This window comes from Bacillus cereus group sp. MG9, from assembly GCF_040459995.1.
GTDB lineage: Bacteria > Bacillota > Bacilli > Bacillales > Bacillaceae_G > Bacillus_A > Bacillus_A mycoides.
In genome coordinates this window covers 2883571-2905191 of record NZ_JARVHC010000001.1, presented here as the reverse complement: position 1 = coordinate 2905191, position 21621 = coordinate 2883571, and the positions used below count along the sequence as shown (strand labels likewise).

Genomic DNA, 21621 nt, shown 5'->3' with positions numbered 1-21621 from the left:
GAAATGTTAGAAAATCTTTCATTTATTACATATGAAAGCCATAAAGAGTTAGTACATAAAATTCTAAATGAATATATCGCTAGGAATGAAGTGAGTGGGTTAATGCTCATCGGATCTATCGCAAGAGGTGACGCATACCCCGAATCCGATATAGACGTATATGTTCTTTTAGAGAATGGACAAAAGAAGGATTTTCATTCAGAAATGAGAGAAGGTATTTTAATTGAATATAAGTATGCAGATTTTAATAGAATTCAATTAAACCTTAAAAATAATCCAATGGAATTATACTCTTTTTTAGAAGGAGAAATTTTATTTGATAGTAACGGTGAGTTGAGAAGGTTAAAGGAAATAGCTCAACATAATTATGAAAATTATGCTGTTTCTAGTGATAAAGTAAAAGGCATTTCTCATTGGTTACATAGTTCGCTTATTAAAATTCAGGCTGCTTTGAAAGCAAAAGATGAGTTAAAAGCTTCATACATAGTTCACACATCAATGTGGACATTGCTAGAGGGAATATGGGTTATTAATAACAGACCAACACCTTCAGCTGGATCTGTTTTAAGGTATATTCAAGCATTACCTAGTAGACCGACTAATTTTGATGATTTGCTTAATAAAGTGTTCTTAGGGGATACGAAGGAACGTATTCATTCGGCAATTATCGTGATTGAGTGGGTTTTAGTGAATCTAGAGAACAAAAAATAACGGACATATTAACCGTATAATATTTCCGTTATTTTAATCTAATCTAACTTAATTTCAAATTCAAGCCGTTCATGCTTGTCCGAAAAAGGCATACTACGTTCTGTAAATAAAAAGCTAATACCAGACGGGTTATCAGGAAGAGCAGGGGAAATGACGAATTGGTAACTTGTATGTCCATCTGTTCCAGTCCATCCTTCTGCCCAGCAATCGTATGTATCATTTATCGATAATTCAACAAGGCTATGTGTATTATTCTCATTAAGTGTATTGTTTTTTGGATCCCATTCCTTATATAAATTAATTACACTAGCGTTAGAATATTGACGAATAAAGGTTACAGTATACACAGTTTCTTTATGTGCATAAGTTTTTAAAACGGGTATATGTTTTTTAAACTTAGTCGGTTCGACGCGAGGTTTAAACTCATCTTCGTCCATCATAGATGAGAATAATGAATTTAAATAATCGGGATATAACCCGTTCTGCTTTGCCCAATTAGAAATGGCTTCATCTGGTGGGAAACCCGGATTCCCATTCGAAAGTTCTTTCCGTTCTTTTAATAAAGAGCAAATTTTTTCATCAATAGAAGATAAGCGTTCATCATAATGATCAGTAGGGCGTTCAAAAGGTATTCGTTGCATAATCATTCCTCTTTTCCTTTATTTTGTTTTCATATTTTATTATAACTGAAACAATTCTCGTTTTTTACAATATAATCAATTAATTTAAATATTTAGAAAAATAGGATGTTTATGTGTTAAAATAAATATAGAAAACCATGTATTAACTATCGGCAGGTTAATAGAAAAAGGGTGTAAATAGTTAATAATGTCACAATTAAAATGCAACTAGATAGTTAGGAGGAATGATTATAATGGATACTACACAACAAAACAGTAATGCATGGGATAAGAAGGTTGAAGAAGGTTCTAGATACACTGAGCCTGTAAGTAGTGAGGTTATTGAAAAAAGTAAATCAGGTGAATGGGAAATCACAGTCACCACAGAAAAATCAGTTCCTAGAGATTGGTTTCCAAAGTCATTAGAGGGATTAAAGATACTTTGTTTAGCATCAGGTGGAGGGCAACAAGCACCAGTACTGGCTGCTGCTGGAGCAGATGTAACAGTTACTGATATATCGAAGAAGCAATTGGAACAAGATGAAATGGTAGCGGAACGGGATGGATTAACTTTAAAAACAGTACAAGGAGATATGTCAGACCTTAGTGATTTTGAAGATGAATATTTTGATATTGTCGTAAATCCTGTTTCTAATTTGTTTGTAAAAGATGTTCATCTTGTATGGAATGAGATTTCAAGGGTTTTAAAGAATAAAGGTATTCTTATTTCTGGATTTACAAATCCTTTACTATGGATTTTTGATGACAACCAAGAACAAAAGGGTATTTTGGATGTTAAACATTCAATACCTTCATCAACATTGGATTATTTACCAGAGGATGAAGTTCAAGATTATATTAATTTAAATCAAACAATAGAATACGCACATACACTAGAAGATCAAATCCAAGGTCAAGTTGAAGCTGGTTTTGTTATAACGGGTTTTTACGAGGATGATTTTGGTGGAACAAGGATATTAGATAAGCATATTAAAACTTTTATTGCTACAAAAGCTATAAAGTTAAAGGTTGATTAAAATTTTTGGCTCGTTAGTCGAAGAAAAAAACTTGAAAACAGTAAAAGTTCAATGTATGTCAAAAAGGATGGCACTTGCCATCCTTTTCCTTGTGTAGTTTGAGTGTCAAAACAAGTTTTACTCTTCTTAACTGAACCCGTTATAATAAATAGTCCATCTTTTTACATTAATTTTTCACATCATTATATAGTTCCAGCGCCTCTTGCACACTAAATCCATTTTTCACAATGCCATGAATTGCTTGAATCATCGCAGATGGATGTTCGGATTGCCATATGTTTCGGCCCATGTCTACTCCGATTGCGCCTTCTTGGAGAGCGTTGTACGTAATGTTTAATGCATCTTCGATTGAATCTAGTTTTGGTCCTCCCGCGATTACGACTGGGACAGGGCATGTGCTTGTGATTTTTTCGAATCCTTCGCAGTAGTACGTTTTAATAATATCAGCTCCCATTTCAACACATACGCGGGAGGCGAGTGCTAGAAAGCGAGCTTCACGTTTTTGTAGTTCTTTCGCAACGGCGGTAATACCGAGTACTGGCAGGCCGTAATCGTGAGCTTCAGAGACTACGTTTGCGAGATTTGAAACAGTTTGTGTTTCATAGTCTGATCCAACAAAGACAGAAACGCCGACGCCAATCGCGTTTTGTTTTACTGCTTCTTTCACAGGTGTAACAATTGTTTCATTCGCTAAATCTTTGCCTACTACAGTTGCCCCGCCTGATACACGCATAACCATTGGTGTGCTGCAGTTTTCAGGTATACAGGAGCTGAGTACACCTCGAGTTAAAAAGAGGGAGTCTGTATAAGGAAGCAAGTTTTTAACTGTTTCTAACGGTTGTTCAAGTCCGTGAATTGGCCCTAAAAAGTAGCCGTGATCTATCGCTAACATAACCGCTCTGCCGTCAGGTAAAATTGTGTTTAATCGATTTTTAAATCCCCAAGTCATTAGGAATCACTCCTTCGTTAAGGTTGGATTTTCAGTTTGTACAGTATCTTTATTTGGTAAATGTGGTGACTTTATAAAAACAGCTTTAAAAGGCTTATCAGAATGGTTAATAAGATAATGGGATTCATGAGGTCGAACTTGCAAGACATCCCCTTGTTTGATCGGAACTCTCTCGTTATTCACATAGAAATCTATTTCGCCTTCTAACGCATAGAAGACTTCTTCGCACGTTGTATGATAGTGATTTTGAAACTCTTGCCCAGGCTGAATCACGACTAGGCCAAGATCGATATTTGGACCTTGTATTAAATATTTAGGCCCGTTATCACCGAAGCGATAGGAGAAATCATTTTCATTCGCTTTTAACATACATTTCACTCCTTTATCCCGCGTTAACGGGCAGTAAAACTCCCATCTCAAAATTTGGCTGGAGCAAAGAAGTTAGGGGGAGGTCAACTGCCCGTAAACGCCCGATTGGTTCAACTAATAATCAGTGGGGGAGGAACAAAACCCCCACTGATTAAAGTTTCACTTTATGTAATGTGTTACAGAGCACCGGGTGCAATCCACATATGTGAGGTGAGCCCTTTATCGGCTAAAGCGAGCTGACTGTTATACACAGTTTTCCATGTTTCATAGAATTCCTTATATAGTTCATGATTTTCAGTGACTGGCTCAAATGTTTTTTCCCACTGTACAAACTGTTCGGCAGTCTCTGCCATAGATGAATATATGCCAGCACCAACCCCAGCAGCAATTGCAGTTCCTAAAGCTGCTGCTTCTTTTACAACTGGTACTTTCACAGGAATTCCGAGTACGTCTGAAAGAATTTGTGGCCATAGTTTTCCTTTAGCAGCACCGCCAGCAAAGATTACTTCAGAAGGGAATTTACCAGTGAGAGCTTCAATTAATTTCAAGTTGCCAAGTGTAACGAAGGCCGCATTCTCTTCAATTGCACGAAACATCTCTTTCTTCCCACATTTATCAGCATCTAAGCTCAAATTTAAAAAGGATGGTGCAGCATGTCGCCAAGAAATATAATTCATTACATTTGAAAAAATAGGGATTATACCGTGAGAGCCTATAGGAACATCTTTTGCTTGTTCTTCTAGTAATTCATAAGCATCTACACCGAGTTTTTCAGCGAGCCGTTTTTCTTCATGGCAAAAGGCATCTCGAAACCACCTCATAACAAGGCCAGGGAAGAAAGCGATTGTTTCGTATTGCCATAGGTTAGGAGCGACATGGCAATTTACGCGAAGTGCCGCATTTGGATCAGTTTCTGGTTTTGTTATATTTACTTCTTGTTGCCAAAAACTGCCCCCGCATATAAATGTTTGTTCAGGTTTTACAACTCCAGTTCCAAGCGATGCCATTTGTGCATCTCCGCCGCCAGCAACGACCGGTGTTCCTTCATGTAATCCTGTTAACTCAGCACTTCGTTTTGTGATATTCCCGATAACTGTACCAGCTTCATTTACTTTTGGAGAAAAGGCTAGAGTAAGACCGCATTGCTCAGCAACCCAGTTATCCCAAGCTCTATTTTGTAAATCGAATATACCGGACGTACATCCGTTTGAAGGATCAATTTGTAGTACGCCGCACAATTTATATAAAATCCAATCGTTTAACATCGTGAAAGAATGAATGTTCCTGTACACGTCTGGTTCATGTTTTTTAATCCAAAGTAAGCGAGGTAAAGCACCTAATGAAAAAGTTTGACCGGATTTTTTATATAAATCCTTTTCAATTTCGGAACGAATTTGTTTTAGTTCACTAACTTCCGCTGACGCGCGGCCATCAACATTTGCACAAGCCCATATTTCCTGCCCGTTTTTATCGTATAAAACAAAGCCTTCACGCATACTCGTTGCACTAATACCTTTAATAGAAGAGGAGGACGTATTACTTTTTTGAAGAACCTCTTTCGTACATTGTTGAACGAGCTGCCAGTTTTCAGTTACATCAAAATTCATAGAACCAGGGTAACGACTATCTGATTTATGAATCCATTCTTTTTGACTAACAGCAAGTTGATTACCATTTAAATCAAAAAGAACTGCTCGAATGCTCCCTGTACCAGCGTCGTAAGCTAATAGAGTAGACATTAAGAGTCACCTTCCTTTCTTAATAAGGAGAGGGCAGTTTCTTCATCGGTAATTAATGTATGAATGAACTTTCCTTTTAAGGCGCCGTAAATTGCAGCTATCTTTTCCGTACCGCCAGCTACACCAACGACATGTTTCATATTTTGAAGAACAGAGAGTGGTGTGCCGATAAGACGGTTATGATGGGGAAGTTCTAATTGTTTTCCGTCAGTATTATAAAATTGCCCTAAAATATCTCCAGCCCCGTGTTGACTACGTATATAAGTCATTTCACGTAGTGTTAATTTTTCTTCTTTCACAATTGTGGCGTCTTGAGATAAGCTGCCAATGCCAACTACTGCTGTATGAGCGAGTGAAGCGACGTGAAGCATATCTTTCACGCTCGGTTCAGATAGAATAATTTGTGTCATTTCGTTTGTAGATGTAAGAAAAGGGGTAGGAATAATATGAAGATCGCCTTGCATGTAGTTTAAATAGCTTTGATTTCTTGGAATATAGTGATTTACGCCTCCTGTAAGAGTAACGATTGAAAGACTCATAGAGCTATCAAAATGAATGTTTTCTAGCATTTTACTTATCGTCTCTCCCCAGCCAATCCCAAGTAAATCTCCTTGTTGCAATTGAGTTTCTAAATATTGTGCGGCAGCTTTTCCGAGTGAAAATGCATAATTCTCAGTTGGCGTTGGAATAACGAAAGCATCTTTTAGATGGAATTTTTTTATAAGGTCACGTTCGATGCTTAAACAGTGCAAACCAGTACCTTTTATGTGAAATGTGACGACACCTTCCGTCCGTGCTTTATCTAACAACCGAACGACTTTATTTCTTGAAATGTGAAGAAGTGAAGCAATTTCTTGCTGGGTTAATTGATCTTTATAATAGTACCAAGCTACTTTTGTTAACAAATTGTCTTCAAAGTTCAGCTGTGACATGCTCTTCATCCCTTTCAACAATTGACCACTGCTTAAACATATGTGCTCGTTATTTTGTTTATTCCAGTTGAAGCGATAAATAGCCCAGTGAAAAAAGTGTTCTAGATATGAAAAAAGAAATATACAATGCTACAAAACAAGTAGAACAAAAAATCATTTTCTCAAAAAATGTTCTGCATAAAGGCAGGTGACAACATGTGGAGAGCGTGCCCTTATTACAAGTTACAAAGATGAGTAAATCATTTGCAGATCAACTCGTATTAAAAGAAGTCAATTTACAATTAGAGCGTGGAGATATATACGCTTTAGTTGGAGGAAATGGTGCCGGGAAATCAACGTTAATGAAAATACTAACGGGCTTGTATTCATACGATGCTGGCAAAATGTATGTGAAGGGGGAAATACAAAAGTTTTCAAACACAGCAGAGGCGCATCAACATGGTATTTACTTAATACCACAAGAGCCGCTCATCTTTCCTCATATGACAATTGAAGAGAACATTTGTATCGGAATGAAAGCGAAAAAGAAAGAGCTTCGAAATAAAATTAAAAAGTTGCTAGAAGACTTAGGGTGGAACATTCAACTTCGTGAGCTAGGGGTATCGTTATCCATCGCACAGCAACAATTAGTAGAAATATTGAGGGGATTAATAAGAGAAGCTGAGATTCTTATTTTAGATGAGCCAACATCGACATTAACAACTCACGAAATTAAGAGTCTTTTTGTGTTGATGAAAAGTTTAAGAGAAAAAGGAATTGGCATGATTTATATTACGCATCGTTTTCCAGAAATCTTTGAAATTGCGAATAAAGTAGCAATTTTACGTGACGGAATGATTGTAAGTCAAGGTGATGTATCAAGGTATACATATGACATGCTAATGGAGGGGTTATTACCGAAAGGATATAAATTTGAGGAGAAAAAAGAGATCATACAAGAGGAAACAGAGCATGCGGAAAAACTATTAGATGTCACGAATGCGTCAAGCTATGCGTTTCAAAATGTATCATTTACTGTACACGCTGGAGAAGTTGTTGGGATTGCTGGGATCGTTGGATCAGGTAGGACTGAACTAGCTGAATCGTTATGTGGATTAAAGCCTTTGAAATCAGGTTCTGTTTTATTAGATGGGAAATCCATTACAAAGTATTCGGTACATAAGCGAATAAAGGAAGGTATGGTGTATGTACCGGAGGATCGAGCAGGGAATGGTATTTTTTCAATTGCGTCTGTTAAGGAAAATATAACATCTGCATCTTTAAACAGTATGAGTAGCTGCTTTTTAAATAGCAAAAAAGAAAGCGCTTTATCCGAATTGTATATAAAACAGTTTAGAATTGTTGTCCCTCATATGAATGAAGAGCTGACGTCTTTATCAGGTGGGAACCAACAGAAGGTCGTGCTAGCGAAATATCTTGCATGTAATCCGAAAGTGATTATTCTTGATGAACCGACCCGTGGTATTGATGCGAAAGCAAGATTAGAAGTATACGAAACGATACAAAGTTTGAAGAGAAAGGGACTTGCGCTCATATTAATTTCTTCAGATATGGAAGAAATCGCTCAATTAGCGAATCGTGTTTATGTGATGAGAAACGGAGGATTCGTCTCTCATTTGGAGAAGAAGGAAATTTGTATTGATGAAGTTACACGCCTTGCGTACGGAGGAAAGGGAGGTGTAACGGAGTGAACCGTTTATTTAAAATGCATGAGACGTCTATTATTATTTTATTACTTCTTTACATAGCCTTCGTTGGAGTAATGAATCCTAGTTTTGTTCAGTTTAGCTCTTTATCTTTAATTATGAAATCAAGCGTTATTTTAGTTATTTTGGCAATTGGTCAATCTTTCGTATTGTTTACGAAAAATATAGATGTATCAGTAGGATCTATTATGGGATTAAGCGCTGCGGTTTGCGGGATGTTGTTAACAGATGGATACAGTGCCTTTATTTCAATATTTGTGGCAATTATACTTGGTGCTCTTATTGGTATGGTAAATGGAATTGGCGTTACGAAATTTCGAGTGCCAGCTATCATTATGACATTAGGAATGCTCGGTATTATTAGAGGTGCAATGTTACTATTCACGGGCGGAAAGTGGATTGAAGATATTCCGAATGAGTATAAACAAATTTCTTCTATTATGATGTTAGGCATTCCGGTAACGGTATGGACCGTTCTTATCATATTACTACTACTATATTTCTTATTAATGAAAGTACAAATTGGAAGATATTTTTATGCGGTCGGTGATAATGAAGATGGTGCAAGGCTTATTGGAATACATGTAGATAAAGTGAAAATATACGCGTTTATCATATCAGGCATAAGCGCTGGGCTCGCTGGATGTATATTCGTAATGAATATTGGATTCGTTCCAAATCAAACAGGTACAGGGATAGAATTGCAAGTTATCGCCGCTGCTGTTTTAGGTGGTATACATTTAAAAGGAGGAACAGGTTCTATATTTGGAGCGGCATTAGGTGCATTTTTTTTAGAAGTGATAAGCAGTTCACTCGTCTTTTTAAAAATACCTGCATTTTGGAATAGTGCTATTTCAGGATTTTTACTTTTACTCATCATCATATTAGATAGTGTCTTAAAAAAATGGAAGAAACTCCGGCAACTAGAAGAAGGAAGGGTGAATCTATGAGGGGAATACGTAGCTTGTATAGATGGGAAGGGGTTCTTCTCATATTGCTTCTCGTAGAACTCATTCTCTTTAGTTTCATAAATAGTGATTTCTTAAACATTAGTAACCTCCTTTTTAGTATGAACGATTTCCTCATTATTTCAATCGCGGCTATTCCGATGACATTTGTCATTGTAACTGGCGGAATTGATGTATCAGTAGGATCTATTATGGGGCTTACTTCGATTCTTATCGGAGCACTTTGGATGAATGGCATGCCTATACTGTTGGCCGTTATCATTGCGCTCGTAATAAGTTGCATAGCGGGCGGATTAAATGGACTTATTATAAAAATGACAGATGTAGAACCTCTTGTCGTTACACTTGGAACGATGTTTTTATATGCAGGAATCGCCCTTGTTATTTCAGGTGGTTCGGGTGCAGCGGGCTATGAAGGAATAAGTGGTTTACCAGATTCGTATGTGCAAATGGCAAATGGTAGTTTTATCGGTATACCTAATCTATTATGGCTCCTTGTCATTTTAACGATAGTATTTACGATATTGTTTCACCGTACAACATATGGTCGCTACGCAAAATTAACTGGCGCAAATGAAAGTACGGCGAGATATTCCGGCATTCGAACGAAGAAAGTAGTGATTATTGCTTACGTACTTTCTGGGTTAGGAGGTGGATTAGGAGGAGCTTTCTTAACAGCTTATTTCGGTTCAGCTCGTGCAGATATTGGAAGTGAAACGATTTTGCCAGTAATTACGGCAGTTGTATTAGGCGGCACACTTATTACAGGCGGAAAAGGGAGTATTATTGGGACAGTACTAGCGAGTATTTTTATAGGACTCATGCAGTACGGTTTACAAATGACGGGCTTAACGAATGAACAATCTAATGTAGTAATAGGTATTATCCTTATTGTTTCTGTTATTATGAGACATTTCAAATTACAACGATTCACTACGGGGAAAAGAAGGAATTTGCATAAGGGGGAAATGTCATGAAGAGAAAACTGGGGATTGTTATTATTATGTGTATTTGTTTAATCGGTTTAATTGCTTGTTCTAGCCAAACAGCGGACAAGAAAAAAGCAGATGATGTGAAATTTGCATTCATTCCGAAATTAACGGGAGTTGGCTTCTTTACATCAGGCGGTGAAGGTGCAAAAGAGATGGGAGATAAGTTAGGTGTACAAGTGAAATATGATGGACCTTCTGAAGCGAGCGTATCAGGGCAAGTAAAATATATAAACAATTTTATTAATCAAAACTACGATGCAATTATGGTTTCATCTACGTCAGTTGATGGTCTCTCGCAATCATTACAACGTGCAAAGAAAAAGGGGATGACCGTATTAACGTGGGATTCTGATGTGAATCCGAAAGACCGTTCGTTTTATATTAGCCAAGGTACACCAGACCAACTAGCAAAGTTATTAATAGAAATGACATCTAAGCAAATTGGAGATAAAGGGAAGGTCGCATTCTTTTATTCAAGCCCGACTGTAACAGATCAAAATCAATGGGTAACGAAGGCGAAAGAGATTATTAAAGAGAAATATCCGAATTGGGAAATTGTAACGACGCAATACGGTGAAAATAATGCTCAAAAATCTTTATCGGTAGGGGAGAGTATTTTAAAAACGTATCCAGATATTAACGCAGTAATATGTCCAGATGCAACAGCACTACCAGCAATGGCGCAAGCAGCTGAGAATTTGAAAATGGATAAGAAAGTAGTCGTAACGGGATTTTCGACACCGAACGTTATGCGTGATTATGTAAAACGAGGAACAGTACAACAATTTGGATTATGGGATGTAAAACAACAAGGTGCCCTCGCAACGTATGTTGCAAATGAAATTGTTGTAAAAGGGAAGAAGTTAAAAGTCGGGGATAGCTTTGAAGTAAAAGGAATCGGAAAAGTGAAAGTAGAGCCGAACTCTATTCAAGGGTATGACCATGAGGCAGAAGGAAATGGTATTATCGTATTACCTGAACGAGTTGTATTTACGAAGGATAATATTGATAAGTATACTTTCTAGTAGAAAATAAAAACGTCCGAATATATCGGACGTTTTTATTATGTCGTTTTTTTAATCTATTCATTAATTGTGAACAGCTTCTTTTTCATTTAACCCAAGTGTGCGTCCTGTTGAAGCGTGAAGCTCTTGGAACAGTCTTGGATTTTCCGTAAGTGACACGCCGTAAGAAGGGACCATTTCTTTTATTTTTGGCTCCCATTCTAGTATACGTTCTGGGAAGCATTTTTCTAATACTTCAAGCATAACGTGGACAGCAGTAGAAGCACCTGGAGAAGCGCCAAGTAACGCAGCGATTGATCCGTCATTTGCACTAACAACTTCTGTACCAAATTGAAGTGTTCCTTTCCCACCTGCATCAGTATCTTTAATTACTTGCACACGTTGTCCAGCCACGACAGTATCCCAATCTTCACTTTTAGCGTTCGGAATAAACTCACGTAATTCTTCCATACGCTTTTCGTGTGATAACATAACTTGTTGGATTAAGTATTTTGTTAATCCCATTTCTTTTACACCGGCTGCTAACATCGTTAAGACGTTATTCGGTTTTACAGAACCAATTAAATCAAGGTTTGAGCCAGTTTTTAAGAATTTAGGTGAGAAGCCTGCAAATGGTCCAAACAGTAAAGCTTTTTTGTTGTCTATATATCTTGTATCAAGGTGAGGTACAGACATTGGTGGAGCACCAACTTTAGCTTTTCCGTATACTTTTGCATGATGCTGCTCTACAATTTTTTGGTTTTTACATACCATAAATAGTCCACTTACTGGGAATCCTCCAATATGTTTTGACTCAGGAATACCAGTCTTCTGAAGTAGAGGTAGGCTACCGCCACCGCCGCCGATAAAGACGAATTTTGCAGTATGGTGTTCGATTTTACCACTATTCATATCATGTACTTTTACTTCCCACAAACCGTTCTTCGCACGTTTAATATTTTCGACACTATGTTTGTAGTTAAGCTCCACATTTTTAGTTTTTAAGTAATCAAATAACATACGTGTTAGCGCACCAAAGTTAACATCTGTTCCAGAATCAATTTTTGTTGCAGCCATAGGTTCATTAGAATTACGACCTTCCATAATGAGTGGAAGCCATTTTTTTAATGTGTCAGGTGCATCAGCAAATTCCATTCCTTGGAATAGAGCATCTTTTGAAAGCGCTTCAAAACGTTTTTTTAGAAACTCTACATTTTTTTCCCCTTGTACCAAACTCATATGAGGTAGTGGCATAATAAAATCTTGTGGATTACGAATTAAATTTCTTTTTACAAGATACGCCCAGAATTGTCTTGAAAGTTGAAATTGTTCATTAACTTTTACAGCTTTACCAATATCTATAGATCCGTCGGATTTTTCGGATGTATAGTTAAGCTCACATAGCGCAGAATGTCCTGTACCGGCATTATTCCATTCGTTAGAACTTTCTTCTCCGGCATTTGCGAGTTTTTCAAATACTTTAATTTCCCATTCAGGTGCCAATTCTTTCAGTAATGATCCTAACGTTGCGCTCATAATTCCTGCGCCAATTAAGATAACGTCTGTTTTTTGCTGCATGTTGCTCATGATAATCTCTCCATCCCCTATATTGGCAAAAAAGAGTAGGTGTTTTTTATTTCTAAGCCGTAAAAAGAAAACACCGCCTAGGCCCCACCTAGGAATCTATCTTTTTTGTCTCAATTATATAACCATCTCATACTCTATTATAATAATTAATAGAGTAAAATATCTAGTGTTATCTGATAATTTTAAACTATTTAACGTTTTATTTCTTAGAATTCTTCTGCCATAAGGGTAAACTGCATAGTAGTAAAGCTAGATTTGGAGAAGAATTCCAGTTTGATGTTATCCCAAAAAAGCTTATAAATACTTAAATTCTTTATCTTTGAGAACTAGTAAAATTCTATTTTGAAACATTTAATGTGAAAAAATAGTATAAATAACATTTAAACGATAAGATTATTCAGAAAATTAAATAGGAGGGATACCATTGCTTACACGTGAACAAATTGCAAACTTATTTCGGAATTTTTCTGCGAATGAATGTAAAGGATCGAGTGTTTTATACGAATACTTATCAATAAAAATTTCTGAAGATGAGGAAGTTCTTACGTTAGCTTCCTACGCACAACCTGGTCAACCAGTCCCAAACTTATTATTAGGTGCAGTCCATTATTTATTGTTAAAAGGAAAAGAGCACAGTTTAAAAAACTATTATCAAAGTTTAGTTGAAAATGCTGATATAAATTTTGAAAATGCCTTTTACCAATTTAAAGATTTTTGCCATGTATATCGAGAAGAAATTATCTCTTTATTACAAACGAAACTTGTTCAAACGAATGAAGTAAGACGATGTGCCTATTTATATCCAAGTTTCTGTTACATATTTAATAAAGTGAACAAACCATTGGCGTTAATAGAAATTGGTACAAGTGCGGGATTACAACTATTTTGGGATCAATATCGTTATTCATATGGAACGGAAGAAATGTATGGAAATAGACAATCAAATGTTCATTTACAATCAGAAATAAAAGGGGAGAAGAAGCCCTCCTTTTTAAAACAAAGTCCACCTGTTATGGAAAGAATCGGACTAGATTTACATGTGAATAATTTAAATGATGAAGAAGATTATTTATGGTTACGCGCGCTTATTTGGCCAGAACATAAAGAAAGACTTGAACTATTCGATCAAGCAGCAACGCTTGTAAAAGAAAAATCAGTACAATTAATTGAAGGGGACGGTGTAGCACTTCTTCCAGCCATTGCGAATCAAATAAGGGAAGATGCTGTAATCTGCATTTTCCATACACACGTCGCAAATCAAATACCTGAAAATGTAAAACATACGCTAGAAAAACAAATTAAAGAAATTGGTGCAAAACGTGATGTATTCCACCTATATAACAACATGTGGGACCGGGACCTTCATATTGATTATTATATTAACGGAAACGAATATTGTGAAACGGTTGGGGAAACGGAAGGGCATGGGAGATGGTTTAGTTGGGGGCTTGGGGATAAGCCGCTTTGTTAATGTAATCCTATAGGATGGGGACATTTTGTTTTAAAATTAAATTTTTTTGATTAATATGATAATAATTTATGATAACTTGTATATAAGGATAAAATAAAAAGGATGATAAGCATGCAAAAGAGACCAGAGGCAAATGAATACAACCCGTATTATTCAACGTACATAAACTTAATACCAGATGGAGATATCATACATATTCTAGAGCAACAAATGAAGGAAACGAATCTTTTGTTGAAGGATATTTCTGATAGTGAGGGACATTTTAGATATGCTCCTAATAAATGGAGTATCAAAGAAGTAATCGGTCATATTGTGGATACTGAACGTATTATGGCGTATCGATTGCTTTCCATAGCAAGAGGTGAGACAGCAGAACTTCCTGGATATAACGATGATATGTATGTTCTTAGAGCAGCTTTTGATAAGCAATCTATGCAAGATCTTCTTGAGAATTTAATAGTTGTTCGCCAATCTACTATGCATTTGCTTAAAAGTTTAGATAAAGAAGCTTGGTTACAAAGGGGAATTGCGAACAATTCTGAAGTCACGGTTCTTGCATTAGCAAACATAATTGCTGGTCATGAGCTTCATCATCGTCAACTTGTAAAAGAACGTTATTTGGGTTCTAAGGCATATCCAGCATGTTAAAATATGAAAATAAAAAGAGAATGATTCATAGGGAATTTCTGAATTATTCTCTTTTTATTTTTCTGCGTATCAGTGGAATTATAAATGTTTTTTTACAAGGTCTATTCCTTCTCGTTGATGCTAATAGGGGCACTATACATGCAAATCAAGCTAAGGGTGGGTATTGGGGTTTGTGTAGCAATGGAACCAAATCACGCAATAAGCATTAGTGAACATTAGAAAAAGTAAAAATGCCACTTTTTCCTGTTAAAACGAGGTGATTTTAAATTTCAAATTCTTCTTTTACAACAGTCGCTAGTCCATCAATTGATTTACGTAAATCTGTTGCCCCTTGTGCAAGATATACTTTTTATATTGTGATTTCTGACAGCTTATTTATTAGTAAATTCATCGGGAGTCCAAGTAGCGATTTCATTTCCAGGTGCAGCAACTACAAGCCAATCCTCAAATTGGACCCCAGCTTGCCAGCATTCATAATAGTCATGAAAACCATTTACAAACATGATTTGCCCATTTTTAAATGTAATAATTAAATGCGGAGTTGCCTTACCTAGTTGTATGTCTGTAACTTTTTTTCTTCTCATTTCAAATATTATCTTATATTCTTCTTCCTCAGTATAATCGTCAAATTCACCCTCATTAGATGGATATTTTTCAGGTGGAGTATGAAATAAACACCATTTCGATTCGATGTTGACATATAATTGCCCGTCATAATCAACGGTGGCTTCAAAATCTGTAAAATGAATCTTTATAGTTGCTGGAGAAATACCAAATTGCAATCCATCAACTTGTGCTCCTATGAAGAGATGTTTTAATACATTTTCAGCATAAAGTTTGTCTTCTTTGTTCATTATACGAATCATCCTTTCTGTAAAATATATAGTATATCTTTATTGTAATAAATAAATTTTTATGTAAAATGAACCTTTTGTGAGAAACGGGCGAATATAGTGTGAAAGATCATGAGAGGGTAACGTAATTTTGGATGAAGTAGAATTAAAAGAATGGCTGTATAAAATGGAGTCTGGAGACCAAGAAGCCTTTCGAGTTATTTATAAATTAACAAGTAAAGATATTTATAGACAGTAGTATTTTTATTAGGGAATCAAAAGCAAGATGTCAAAATTGATGAATGTACAGCTTGTTAAATAGTTCAATATTTTTGATTTTTCTCTGGCTGCATAAGTATGATGTTTGTAGGAGAGGATCATATGAGTATACACAAAAAAATCATAGCGATTTCAGGAAGTATTAGGGAAGGATCATCCAACACAAACATATTAAAAACTTTAGCAGCATTTATTCCAGAAGGTATAGATTACACTATTTATAATGGGATAGAGGAACTACCTCATTTTAATCCGGATGTAGATCGAGTTGGAGCACCGGTTGTTGTTGAAGAATTTCGAAAGACATTAAGTGAAGCACATGCACTTATTATTTGTACACCAGAGTACGCAAAAAGTATTCCAGGAGTTTTGAAGAATGCATTAGAATGGCTTGTTTCATCAGCGGAACTTTATAAAAAGCCAGTTGCTATTATAACAGCTTCACCGTCGATTGCTGGAGGGGATAAAGCTCATGAATCATTATTACTTACGCTAGGTATGCTAGATACAATTGTCGTTCAAAATGGTTCGCTATTAATCCCATCTGTGCGCACTAAATTTAGTGATGATGCAAAAATAACAGATGAGGATACAAAGAAAGCTCTTATCTCTTTAGTTCAAAGTGTAGTAGACGAGATAAAGAAATAATGATTTAGTTCGTATTAAAGTGAAAATGGACTTTTATAATAATAAAAGATAAAAGCAATGCTACGGTTAGTTCAAATGTAGCATTGCTTTTTTATATATTTAAATATATGTACTCAAAATCTCCCCAGGTAATCCATCAATCTCGCAAACTTTTTCAGATGTAAAACCAACGTTTAGTAAAATCTTCCGAGAGGGGGTATTGCTCGGATCGATAATTGCCTTTAGTACGTTTACATCTGTCTGCTTCGCTATATTTATTAATTCCTTTGCAATTGCACTACCATATCTTTTTCCCCAGTGCTCTGGCAAAATCATATACCCAATTTCAGCTTCTTTTACATTATCTTCATTCACTGTTACATGTCCAAGGCCGATAAATTCATTTGTTGCACTGTCATAAACTTTATAAGACCCAAACAGTTTATGCTTTTCATTGCGCCTTAACAATTTTTCATAGTCGTTTTGTGCCTCTTCTAGCAGAATAGCACGCTCTGTAATTTGTGCCATCACTCTTTCATTTGATACGAGCTGGAAATACGGACTAAAATCTGTTGCTTCAAATTTTTTGAAATGCAGTTTATGCATAGGGTTCCTCCAAACGAATTTTTATTAGTTCTTCAGAAAAGATAAACGATAGTTAAATAGTGATCTCTATTTGATTGCCTTCCGGATCACTAATTACACTTTCGTAATAGCCATCTCCAGTGAAACGTGGTCCATTTAATAAAGGAGAACCAGCTTCTTTTAACGTTTTTGTTAGTTCATTTACACGTTCTTCACTTTCAACTGAGAATGCCATATGTGCATAACCAGTAATATTAAGGTTAGGCTCATTTTCTATACCTTTTTTACGCATAAGTTCAAGCCTTGCTCCAGATTCGAACGTAATAAAATAAGATTCAAATTGCTTTGCTTCGTTATGATATAAAGAGTTTGCTTTACCGTTAAAGTACTTTGTATAGAAAGTACGCATTAATTCTAAATCATTTACCCAAATTGCTATATGTTCGATTTTCATTCGTTTCACCAATCCATTCTTTATGTAAATTAAAAAATATGTACTCTGTAATAATTAGCGAAATTCAACAACACTAATTAGATGTTCACTTTATTAAATTTGCATGCATATTGCAAGAAATAAGAATGGACGTTAGGAAAAAGCGGATTGTAATGAAAATTTTTATTAATGGTATTAGATAATTTTTAAGTCATAACATGCATACAATGTCTAATTAAGTGAATTACGTACGTCAAAATTTCAAATAAGGAGGGACATTTGTGGGGCAATTTGAACAAATGGTGATTGTCGGTATTTCCATGTCTTTTATACTGTCTATTATGATATTAGGGTCTACATATTATAATCCTCGCCTTTGGTTAAATGATTATCCGAAAGATATTCAAAAAGTAGTATTGCCAAAATCGATAAATGAAAAAAAACAAACATTTTATTTCGGAATTATTTACAATATTATTCTCTTCGGAACGCCTTTAGTTTCTACATATATACTACATCACCATGGGAAATTATTGTATATTGAAGCCTATTTACATACTTTTGGGATTGTAATGATTTTCAATTTAGTAGATTTATTAATAATCGATTGGCTTATATTTTGCTGGATTACTCCAAGATTTGCTGTTATTCCTAGTACTGAGGGAATGAAAGGATATAAAGACTATAAGTTTCACTTAAGAGGTGCAATAGCTGGAACGCCATTTTTAGCAATTGTAAGTTTATTTTTGGCTGGAATTGCGACAACTATCTAGTGTGAAGTAGAAGGTCATGAAGAGTTTATAGAAGATAAGTAGATTTATAATGTATAGAATTAGAAATGAAAATTTGATAATATTGGAGTAGGAAGTTTTAAAAACAGTATATTAAGTGGTATTAATATACTGTTACAAATGTTTTGATACTCTGTGGAACCCCCTAATTTTATGGAAGGATTTCATAGAATTCAAAAAAATGTAATGGAGGCTATTATGAAAAAAATAATTGGCGCAGCAACAGCAACAGTTCTTGGATTGGGGGCTTTTACCACATCTGCTATCGCAGAAACTATCGTAACAGCGGATGTACTCAACGTACGTGAAAAGCCAACTACGGAATCAAAAGTTGTCGAAAAAGTAAAAGAAGGACAAAAGTTAAAGGTCATACATACTGAAGAAGGATGGTCAAAAATTGATTTAAATGGTAAAGAATTGTTTGTAAGTTCGGAGTATACAAAAGATATTTATCATGTAACAGCAAACCTATTAAATGTACGTACTGAAGCAAACACAGAATCAGAAATTCTTGGCAGACTGAAACAAGATGATGTAATTGAATCAACACATCAAGTAAAAGATGGATGGCTGCAATTTGAGTATAAAGGAAAAACAGCCTATGCAAATGTTTCTTTCCTATCAAGTACAGCACCAATTGAAAAGAAAGCTGAAGAGAAAACGAAGCGAGTAGCGAAAGTACAAAAAGCAGTTAAAGCAAAGGAAGAAGTAAAAACGCAGAAAGAAGTAAAAGTACAAGAAATAGCAAAAGCGAAAGAAACAACAAAAGAGCAGAAAGAAGTGAAGGTAAAAGAAATAGCAAAGCCTAAAGAAGAAGCGAAAGTAACAGAGAGAGTAAAAGTTAAGGAAGAAACGAAAGCAGAAGAAATAGTAAAGCCTAAAGAAGAAGCAAAAGTAACAGAGAGAGTAAAAGTTAAGGAAGAAACGAAAGCAGAAGAAATAGTAAAGCCTAAAGAAGAAGCAAAAGTAACAGAGAGAGTAAAAGTTAAGGAAGAAACGAAAGCAGAAGAAATAGTAAAGCCTAAAGAAGAAGCAAAAGTAAAAGAAATAGAAAAAGAAGAAGCGAAAGCGCAAGAAATAGCAAAGGCTAAGGAAGAAGCAAAAGCACAAGAAATAGCAAAAGCTAAGGAAGAAGCAAAAGCACAAGAAATAGCAAAAGCTAAGGAAGAAGCAAAAGCACAAGAAATAGCAAAGGCTAAGGAAGAAGCAAAAGCACAAGAAATAGCAAAAGCTAAGGAAGAAGCAAAAGCACGAGAAATAGAAAAAGCAAAAGAAGAAGCAAAAGCGCAGGAAATAGCAAAGGCTAAGAAAGAAGCGCAAGCACGAGAAATAGAAAAAGCGAAAGAAGAAGCGAAAGCAAAAGAAGCAACAAAGACACAAGAAGTATCTAAAAATAACACACAGTCTGCTAAACGTGAATTAACGGTAGTAGCGACAGCATATACTGCTGATCCAAGTGAAAATGGTACATATGGTGGACGCGTTTTAACTGCGATGGGTCATGATTTAACGGCAAATCCTAATATGAGAATTATCGCAGTGGATCCGAAGGTAATCCCATTAGGATCTAAAGTATGGGTAGAAGGTTATGGAGAAGCTATTGCTGGTGATACTGGTAGTGCTATTAAAGGAAATCGTATTGATGTTTTAATGGGTTCAAAAAGTAAAGCTATGAACTGGGGAAGACAAACTGTTAAAGTAAAAGTTTTATAATAATTATAGTTATCCAAATAGAAGTCAGTTCTCTAATATTGAGACTGGCTTTTGTTTTTGAGTTAGTGTAATTCATTGGAAAACTTTGTTGATCTGACATAGGCTTTTCAAGGGATGTGTTGCTAAATCTGCACCAAAACTTAAATTAAACATGAAACTTGTAGTATGTCTATAAAATACAAATATATTAAGAACGAGCTGAGTTTTAATTTTTATTTAAGTGAGTTTGTGGTTGGGTGTGGAACTGAAATTTATCGGGAAATACAGAATACTAGTATGATGGCAACGAAGAGTTAACGTATAATGAAATATACAAATAAAACCGATTAAATCATTTACATAGCATTTTTATATAACATAATTGTTGGAGTAATCAGGCTGAAAGTGATGAAGTTGCGGTTTATTGGTAATTATATTTTGAATTACAATATTGTAATTCAGTTTAAAGGACAGGTGTATTTCATGAAAAAAGTAAGAGGATATATTGAAACAAAGAAACAAGGAGTATTTGAATTACATATAAAAGAAACCGAAGAAAAGTTAGGTGCTATTTTTCCAGCACAATATAGGGATCTTTTTAAATTAGTTAATAACGCCGAAATAGGAGAATGGATACTATATCCTATTAAAGATAATAGAAATTTAGTGAAAACTTGGGATGATATAGTTAGACAAAACGTTGAGTTGAGCGATGAGCATATGCCTGAAGATCTTATTATAATTGGTGACGATGGTTCAGGAGATAAATTGTGTTTTAAAATAAATAACGGAATAATGGATGATGAAATATATATTTGGTATCACGAAGATGCTGAAATTGAAGAAATAGCCCCAAATTTAAAAGATTTTATTATAGAAACTATTCAGGAAGATGACGACTTGTAATGTTTATTTTCTTATAATAAAGTGGATCAGATTTAAATGAAGCGAGGATTAAAAATGACAATGGAATTATATGGCGCACATTGCAATGAAATGAAAGGGTATAGAGTAATGGAAGGGAAAGATTCATATAATCATTATTTCGGTGGTCAAGATTGTGAATTACCATTGTGTAAGTTATGCGGTGAGAAAATGCATCAAATTTTTTGTTTTGATTTGAAAGATGAGAGACTTGCTGAACTTAAAAATGCTGAATTGATTGTATTACCATTCATCTCTTGCTTGAATTGTGCGATGGTGTGGGAGCCGCAATATTTTCAATTAAGTAATGGGGGCAAAACGGTACAAATAATAAAACAAGACAATACGGAAGAGTGGATTATGGAAGCTGAGTATAAGCTACCGGTCAATCTTCCAAAAACTAATGTAAAGCTAACGAATATGAAAAATAAAGATATACCTACTGATGAAGATAGTTACTGGGAAGCTTTTGACTTATTCGGTTCGGAATATGTATGTAGATTGTTAGGAGCGCCCCTATACGATGATGTTCCAGAAGATTTAGGATGTCCAACTTGTTCGAAAGAGATGAAATATGTTGCTACAATTATACAAGATCTTGAAGAAAGGGAACTTATTTCAGTAGTTGATTTTCTGTTCGGTGAGATGAATATATATTATTACTTATGTAAAGATTGTTCCGTTATGAAAACTGAAATACAAGGAACATAATAAAATAAGACTG

General features: G+C 35.3%; 22 protein-coding genes and 2 pseudogenes. 14 read left to right on the top strand and 10 right to left on the bottom strand.

What is annotated here, in order from left to right:
* The first annotated feature begins 3 nt into the window (after positions 1-3).
* Positions 4-711 (top strand): nucleotidyltransferase domain-containing protein, encoded by a 708-nt coding sequence (locus QCI77_RS14905; protein WP_353825143.1) that lies wholly within the window; start codon positions 4-6, stop codon positions 709-711.
* A 38-nt stretch (positions 712-749) separates the two neighbouring features.
* Here QCI77_RS14905 and QCI77_RS14900 read toward each other — a convergent pair whose 3' ends face one another.
* Positions 750-1352, bottom strand: coding sequence for a chorismate mutase (locus QCI77_RS14900; RefSeq protein ID WP_176280968.1), 603 nt, complete (start codon positions 1350-1352; stop codon positions 750-752).
* A 233-nt stretch (positions 1353-1585) separates the two neighbouring features.
* Here QCI77_RS14900 and QCI77_RS14895 point away from each other — a divergent pair, with 233 nt between their 5' ends.
* Positions 1586-2368 carry a class I SAM-dependent methyltransferase gene (locus QCI77_RS14895; RefSeq protein ID WP_016101165.1) on the top strand — a complete coding sequence of 261 codons (783 nt, stop codon included), beginning with the start codon at positions 1586-1588 and terminating at the stop codon, positions 2366-2368.
* 166 nt (positions 2369-2534) lie between these two features.
* On the opposite strand, the gene lsrF is transcribed toward QCI77_RS14895, so the two are convergent.
* From lsrF to QCI77_RS14875, 4 genes are all read right to left on the bottom strand, one after another.
* Positions 2535-3317: a 3-hydroxy-5-phosphonooxypentane-2,4-dione thiolase gene (gene lsrF / locus QCI77_RS14890; RefSeq protein WP_340813432.1), complete on the bottom strand. Its 783-nt coding sequence runs from the start codon at positions 3315-3317 to the stop codon at positions 2535-2537.
* A gap of 6 nt (positions 3318-3323) precedes the next feature.
* Positions 3324-3686: a cupin domain-containing protein gene (locus tag QCI77_RS14885; RefSeq protein WP_000909986.1), complete on the bottom strand. Its 363-nt coding sequence runs from the start codon at positions 3684-3686 to the stop codon at positions 3324-3326.
* 176 nt (positions 3687-3862) lie between these two features.
* Positions 3863-5425 carry an autoinducer-2 kinase gene (gene lsrK / locus QCI77_RS14880; RefSeq protein WP_353825142.1) on the bottom strand — a complete coding sequence of 521 codons (1563 nt, stop codon included), beginning with the start codon at positions 5423-5425 and terminating at the stop codon, positions 3863-3865.
* Positions 5425-6357, bottom strand: a complete 933-nt coding sequence (locus tag QCI77_RS14875; protein WP_215588276.1) for a sugar-binding transcriptional regulator — start codon at positions 6355-6357, stop codon at positions 5425-5427. Before QCI77_RS14875 ends, lsrK begins: the two co-directional genes overlap by 1 nt.
* 197 nt (positions 6358-6554) lie before the next feature.
* On the opposite strand from QCI77_RS14875, the gene QCI77_RS14870 reads away from it, so the two are divergent.
* Genes QCI77_RS14870 through lsrB form a run of 4 tightly spaced genes read left to right on the top strand, consistent with a single transcriptional unit; the run spans position 6555 to position 11048 of the window.
* Positions 6555-8048: a sugar ABC transporter ATP-binding protein gene (locus QCI77_RS14870; protein WP_113769255.1), complete on the top strand. Its 1494-nt coding sequence runs from the start codon at positions 6555-6557 to the stop codon at positions 8046-8048.
* The gene (locus QCI77_RS14865) at positions 8045-9013 is read left to right on the top strand and encodes an ABC transporter permease subunit (protein WP_113769256.1); all 969 of its coding nucleotides are present in this window, start codon (positions 8045-8047) and stop codon (positions 9011-9013) included. Before QCI77_RS14870 ends, QCI77_RS14865 begins: the two co-directional genes overlap by 4 nt.
* Entirely contained in the window at positions 9010-10008 is a 999-nt protein-coding gene (locus QCI77_RS14860) for an ABC transporter permease (RefSeq protein ID WP_002189993.1), read from the top strand. The genes QCI77_RS14865 and QCI77_RS14860 overlap by 4 nt, the downstream gene beginning before the upstream one ends.
* Positions 10005-11048, top strand: coding sequence for an autoinducer 2 ABC transporter substrate-binding protein LsrB (gene lsrB / locus QCI77_RS14855; RefSeq protein ID WP_098635667.1), 1044 nt, complete (start codon positions 10005-10007; stop codon positions 11046-11048). The genes QCI77_RS14860 and lsrB overlap by 4 nt, the downstream gene beginning before the upstream one ends.
* Before the next feature lie 63 nt (positions 11049-11111).
* Here the strand turns inward: lsrB and QCI77_RS14850 are convergent, their stop codons facing one another.
* Positions 11112-12617 (bottom strand): malate:quinone oxidoreductase, encoded by a 1506-nt coding sequence (locus tag QCI77_RS14850; RefSeq protein ID WP_353825782.1) that lies wholly within the window; start codon positions 12615-12617, stop codon positions 11112-11114.
* Positions 12618-13038: 421 nt separating this feature from the next.
* On the opposite strand from QCI77_RS14850, the gene QCI77_RS14845 reads away from it, so the two are divergent.
* Together QCI77_RS14845 and QCI77_RS14840 are read left to right on the top strand one after the other, a co-directional pair.
* Positions 13039-14085 carry a DUF2332 domain-containing protein gene (locus QCI77_RS14845; RefSeq protein WP_353825141.1) on the top strand — a complete coding sequence of 349 codons (1047 nt, stop codon included), beginning with the start codon at positions 13039-13041 and terminating at the stop codon, positions 14083-14085.
* Between the two features lie 111 nt (positions 14086-14196).
* Positions 14197-14733, top strand: coding sequence for a DinB family protein (locus QCI77_RS14840; protein WP_353825140.1), 537 nt, complete (start codon positions 14197-14199; stop codon positions 14731-14733).
* Positions 14734-14995: 262 nt separating this feature from the next.
* Here the strand turns inward: QCI77_RS14840 and QCI77_RS14835 are convergent.
* A pseudogene (locus QCI77_RS14835) lies at positions 14996-15070 on the bottom strand (hypothetical protein); the annotation flags it as partial.
* Positions 15071-15104: 34 nt separating this feature from the next.
* Positions 15105-15587 carry a hypothetical protein gene (locus QCI77_RS14830; RefSeq protein ID WP_353825139.1) on the bottom strand — a complete coding sequence of 161 codons (483 nt, stop codon included), beginning with the start codon at positions 15585-15587 and terminating at the stop codon, positions 15105-15107.
* Between the two features lie 130 nt (positions 15588-15717).
* On the opposite strand from QCI77_RS14830, the pseudogene QCI77_RS14825 reads away from it, so the two are divergent.
* Both QCI77_RS14825 and QCI77_RS14820 read left to right on the top strand, forming a co-directional pair.
* Positions 15718-15857, top strand: a pseudogene (locus tag QCI77_RS14825) (sigma-70 family RNA polymerase sigma factor); the annotation flags it as partial.
* Between the two features lie 90 nt (positions 15858-15947).
* Positions 15948-16493 (top strand): NADPH-dependent FMN reductase, encoded by a 546-nt coding sequence (locus tag QCI77_RS14820; protein WP_012261165.1) that lies wholly within the window; start codon positions 15948-15950, stop codon positions 16491-16493.
* 99 nt (positions 16494-16592) lie between these two features.
* Here the strand turns inward: QCI77_RS14820 and QCI77_RS14815 are convergent, their stop codons facing one another.
* Positions 16593-17078, bottom strand: coding sequence for a GNAT family N-acetyltransferase (locus QCI77_RS14815; RefSeq protein ID WP_353825138.1), 486 nt, complete (start codon positions 17076-17078; stop codon positions 16593-16595).
* A 52-nt stretch (positions 17079-17130) separates the two neighbouring features.
* The gene (locus QCI77_RS14810) at positions 17131-17511 is read right to left on the bottom strand and encodes a VOC family protein (RefSeq protein ID WP_033709223.1); all 381 of its coding nucleotides are present in this window, start codon (positions 17509-17511) and stop codon (positions 17131-17133) included.
* Positions 17512-17771: 260 nt separating this feature from the next.
* Here QCI77_RS14810 and QCI77_RS14805 point away from each other — a divergent pair, with 260 nt between their 5' ends.
* From QCI77_RS14805 to QCI77_RS14790, 4 genes are all read left to right on the top strand, one after another.
* Positions 17772-18263: a hypothetical protein gene (locus tag QCI77_RS14805; RefSeq protein WP_002032812.1), complete on the top strand. Its 492-nt coding sequence runs from the start codon at positions 17772-17774 to the stop codon at positions 18261-18263.
* Positions 18264-18479: 216 nt separating this feature from the next.
* On the top strand, positions 18480-19994 hold the full coding sequence (gene entB, locus QCI77_RS14800) for a cell wall-binding protein EntB (RefSeq protein WP_353825137.1): 1515 nt from the start codon (positions 18480-18482) through the stop codon (positions 19992-19994).
* Positions 19995-20456: 462 nt separating this feature from the next.
* Positions 20457-20879: an SMI1/KNR4 family protein gene (locus tag QCI77_RS14795; protein ID WP_033715036.1), complete on the top strand. Its 423-nt coding sequence runs from the start codon at positions 20457-20459 to the stop codon at positions 20877-20879.
* A 54-nt stretch (positions 20880-20933) separates the two neighbouring features.
* On the top strand, positions 20934-21608 hold the full coding sequence (locus QCI77_RS14790) for a hypothetical protein (protein ID WP_353825781.1): 675 nt from the start codon (positions 20934-20936) through the stop codon (positions 21606-21608).
* The last annotated feature ends 13 nt before the right edge of the window (positions 21609-21621 follow it).

Bases quoted from the DNA above. Each gene is read 5' to 3' on its own strand.
- QCI77_RS14905 (WP_353825143.1), top strand. From the start codon at position 4: ATGTTAGAAAATCTTTCATTTATTACATATGAAAGCCATAAAGAGTTA.
- QCI77_RS14900 (WP_176280968.1), bottom strand. From the start codon at position 1,352: ATGCAACGAATACCTTTTGAACGCCCTACTGATCATTATGATGAACGC.
- QCI77_RS14895 (WP_016101165.1), top strand. From the start codon at position 1,586: ATGGATACTACACAACAAAACAGTAATGCATGGGATAAGAAGGTTGAA.
- lsrF (WP_340813432.1), bottom strand. From the start codon at position 3,317: ATGACTTGGGGATTTAAAAATCGATTAAACACAATTTTACCTGACGGC.
- QCI77_RS14885 (WP_000909986.1), bottom strand. From the start codon at position 3,686: ATGTTAAAAGCGAATGAAAATGATTTCTCCTATCGCTTCGGTGATAAC.
- lsrK (WP_353825142.1), bottom strand. From the start codon at position 5,425: ATGTCTACTCTATTAGCTTACGACGCTGGTACAGGGAGCATTCGAGCA.
- QCI77_RS14875 (WP_215588276.1), bottom strand. From the start codon at position 6,357: ATGTCACAGCTGAACTTTGAAGACAATTTGTTAACAAAAGTAGCTTGG.
- QCI77_RS14860 (WP_002189993.1), top strand. From the start codon at position 9,010: ATGAGGGGAATACGTAGCTTGTATAGATGGGAAGGGGTTCTTCTCATA.
- lsrB (WP_098635667.1), top strand. From the start codon at position 10,005: ATGAAGAGAAAACTGGGGATTGTTATTATTATGTGTATTTGTTTAATC.
- QCI77_RS14840 (WP_353825140.1), top strand. From the start codon at position 14,197: ATGCAAAAGAGACCAGAGGCAAATGAATACAACCCGTATTATTCAACG.
- QCI77_RS14830 (WP_353825139.1), bottom strand. From the start codon at position 15,587: ATGAACAAAGAAGACAAACTTTATGCTGAAAATGTATTAAAACATCTC.
- QCI77_RS14820 (WP_012261165.1), top strand. From the start codon at position 15,948: ATGAGTATACACAAAAAAATCATAGCGATTTCAGGAAGTATTAGGGAA.
- QCI77_RS14815 (WP_353825138.1), bottom strand. From the start codon at position 17,078: ATGCATAAACTGCATTTCAAAAAATTTGAAGCAACAGATTTTAGTCCG.
- QCI77_RS14810 (WP_033709223.1), bottom strand. From the start codon at position 17,511: ATGAAAATCGAACATATAGCAATTTGGGTAAATGATTTAGAATTAATG.
- entB (WP_353825137.1), top strand. From the start codon at position 18,480: ATGAAAAAAATAATTGGCGCAGCAACAGCAACAGTTCTTGGATTGGGG.
- QCI77_RS14795 (WP_033715036.1), top strand. From the start codon at position 20,457: ATGAAAAAAGTAAGAGGATATATTGAAACAAAGAAACAAGGAGTATTT.
- QCI77_RS14790 (WP_353825781.1), top strand. From the start codon at position 20,934: ATGACAATGGAATTATATGGCGCACATTGCAATGAAATGAAAGGGTAT.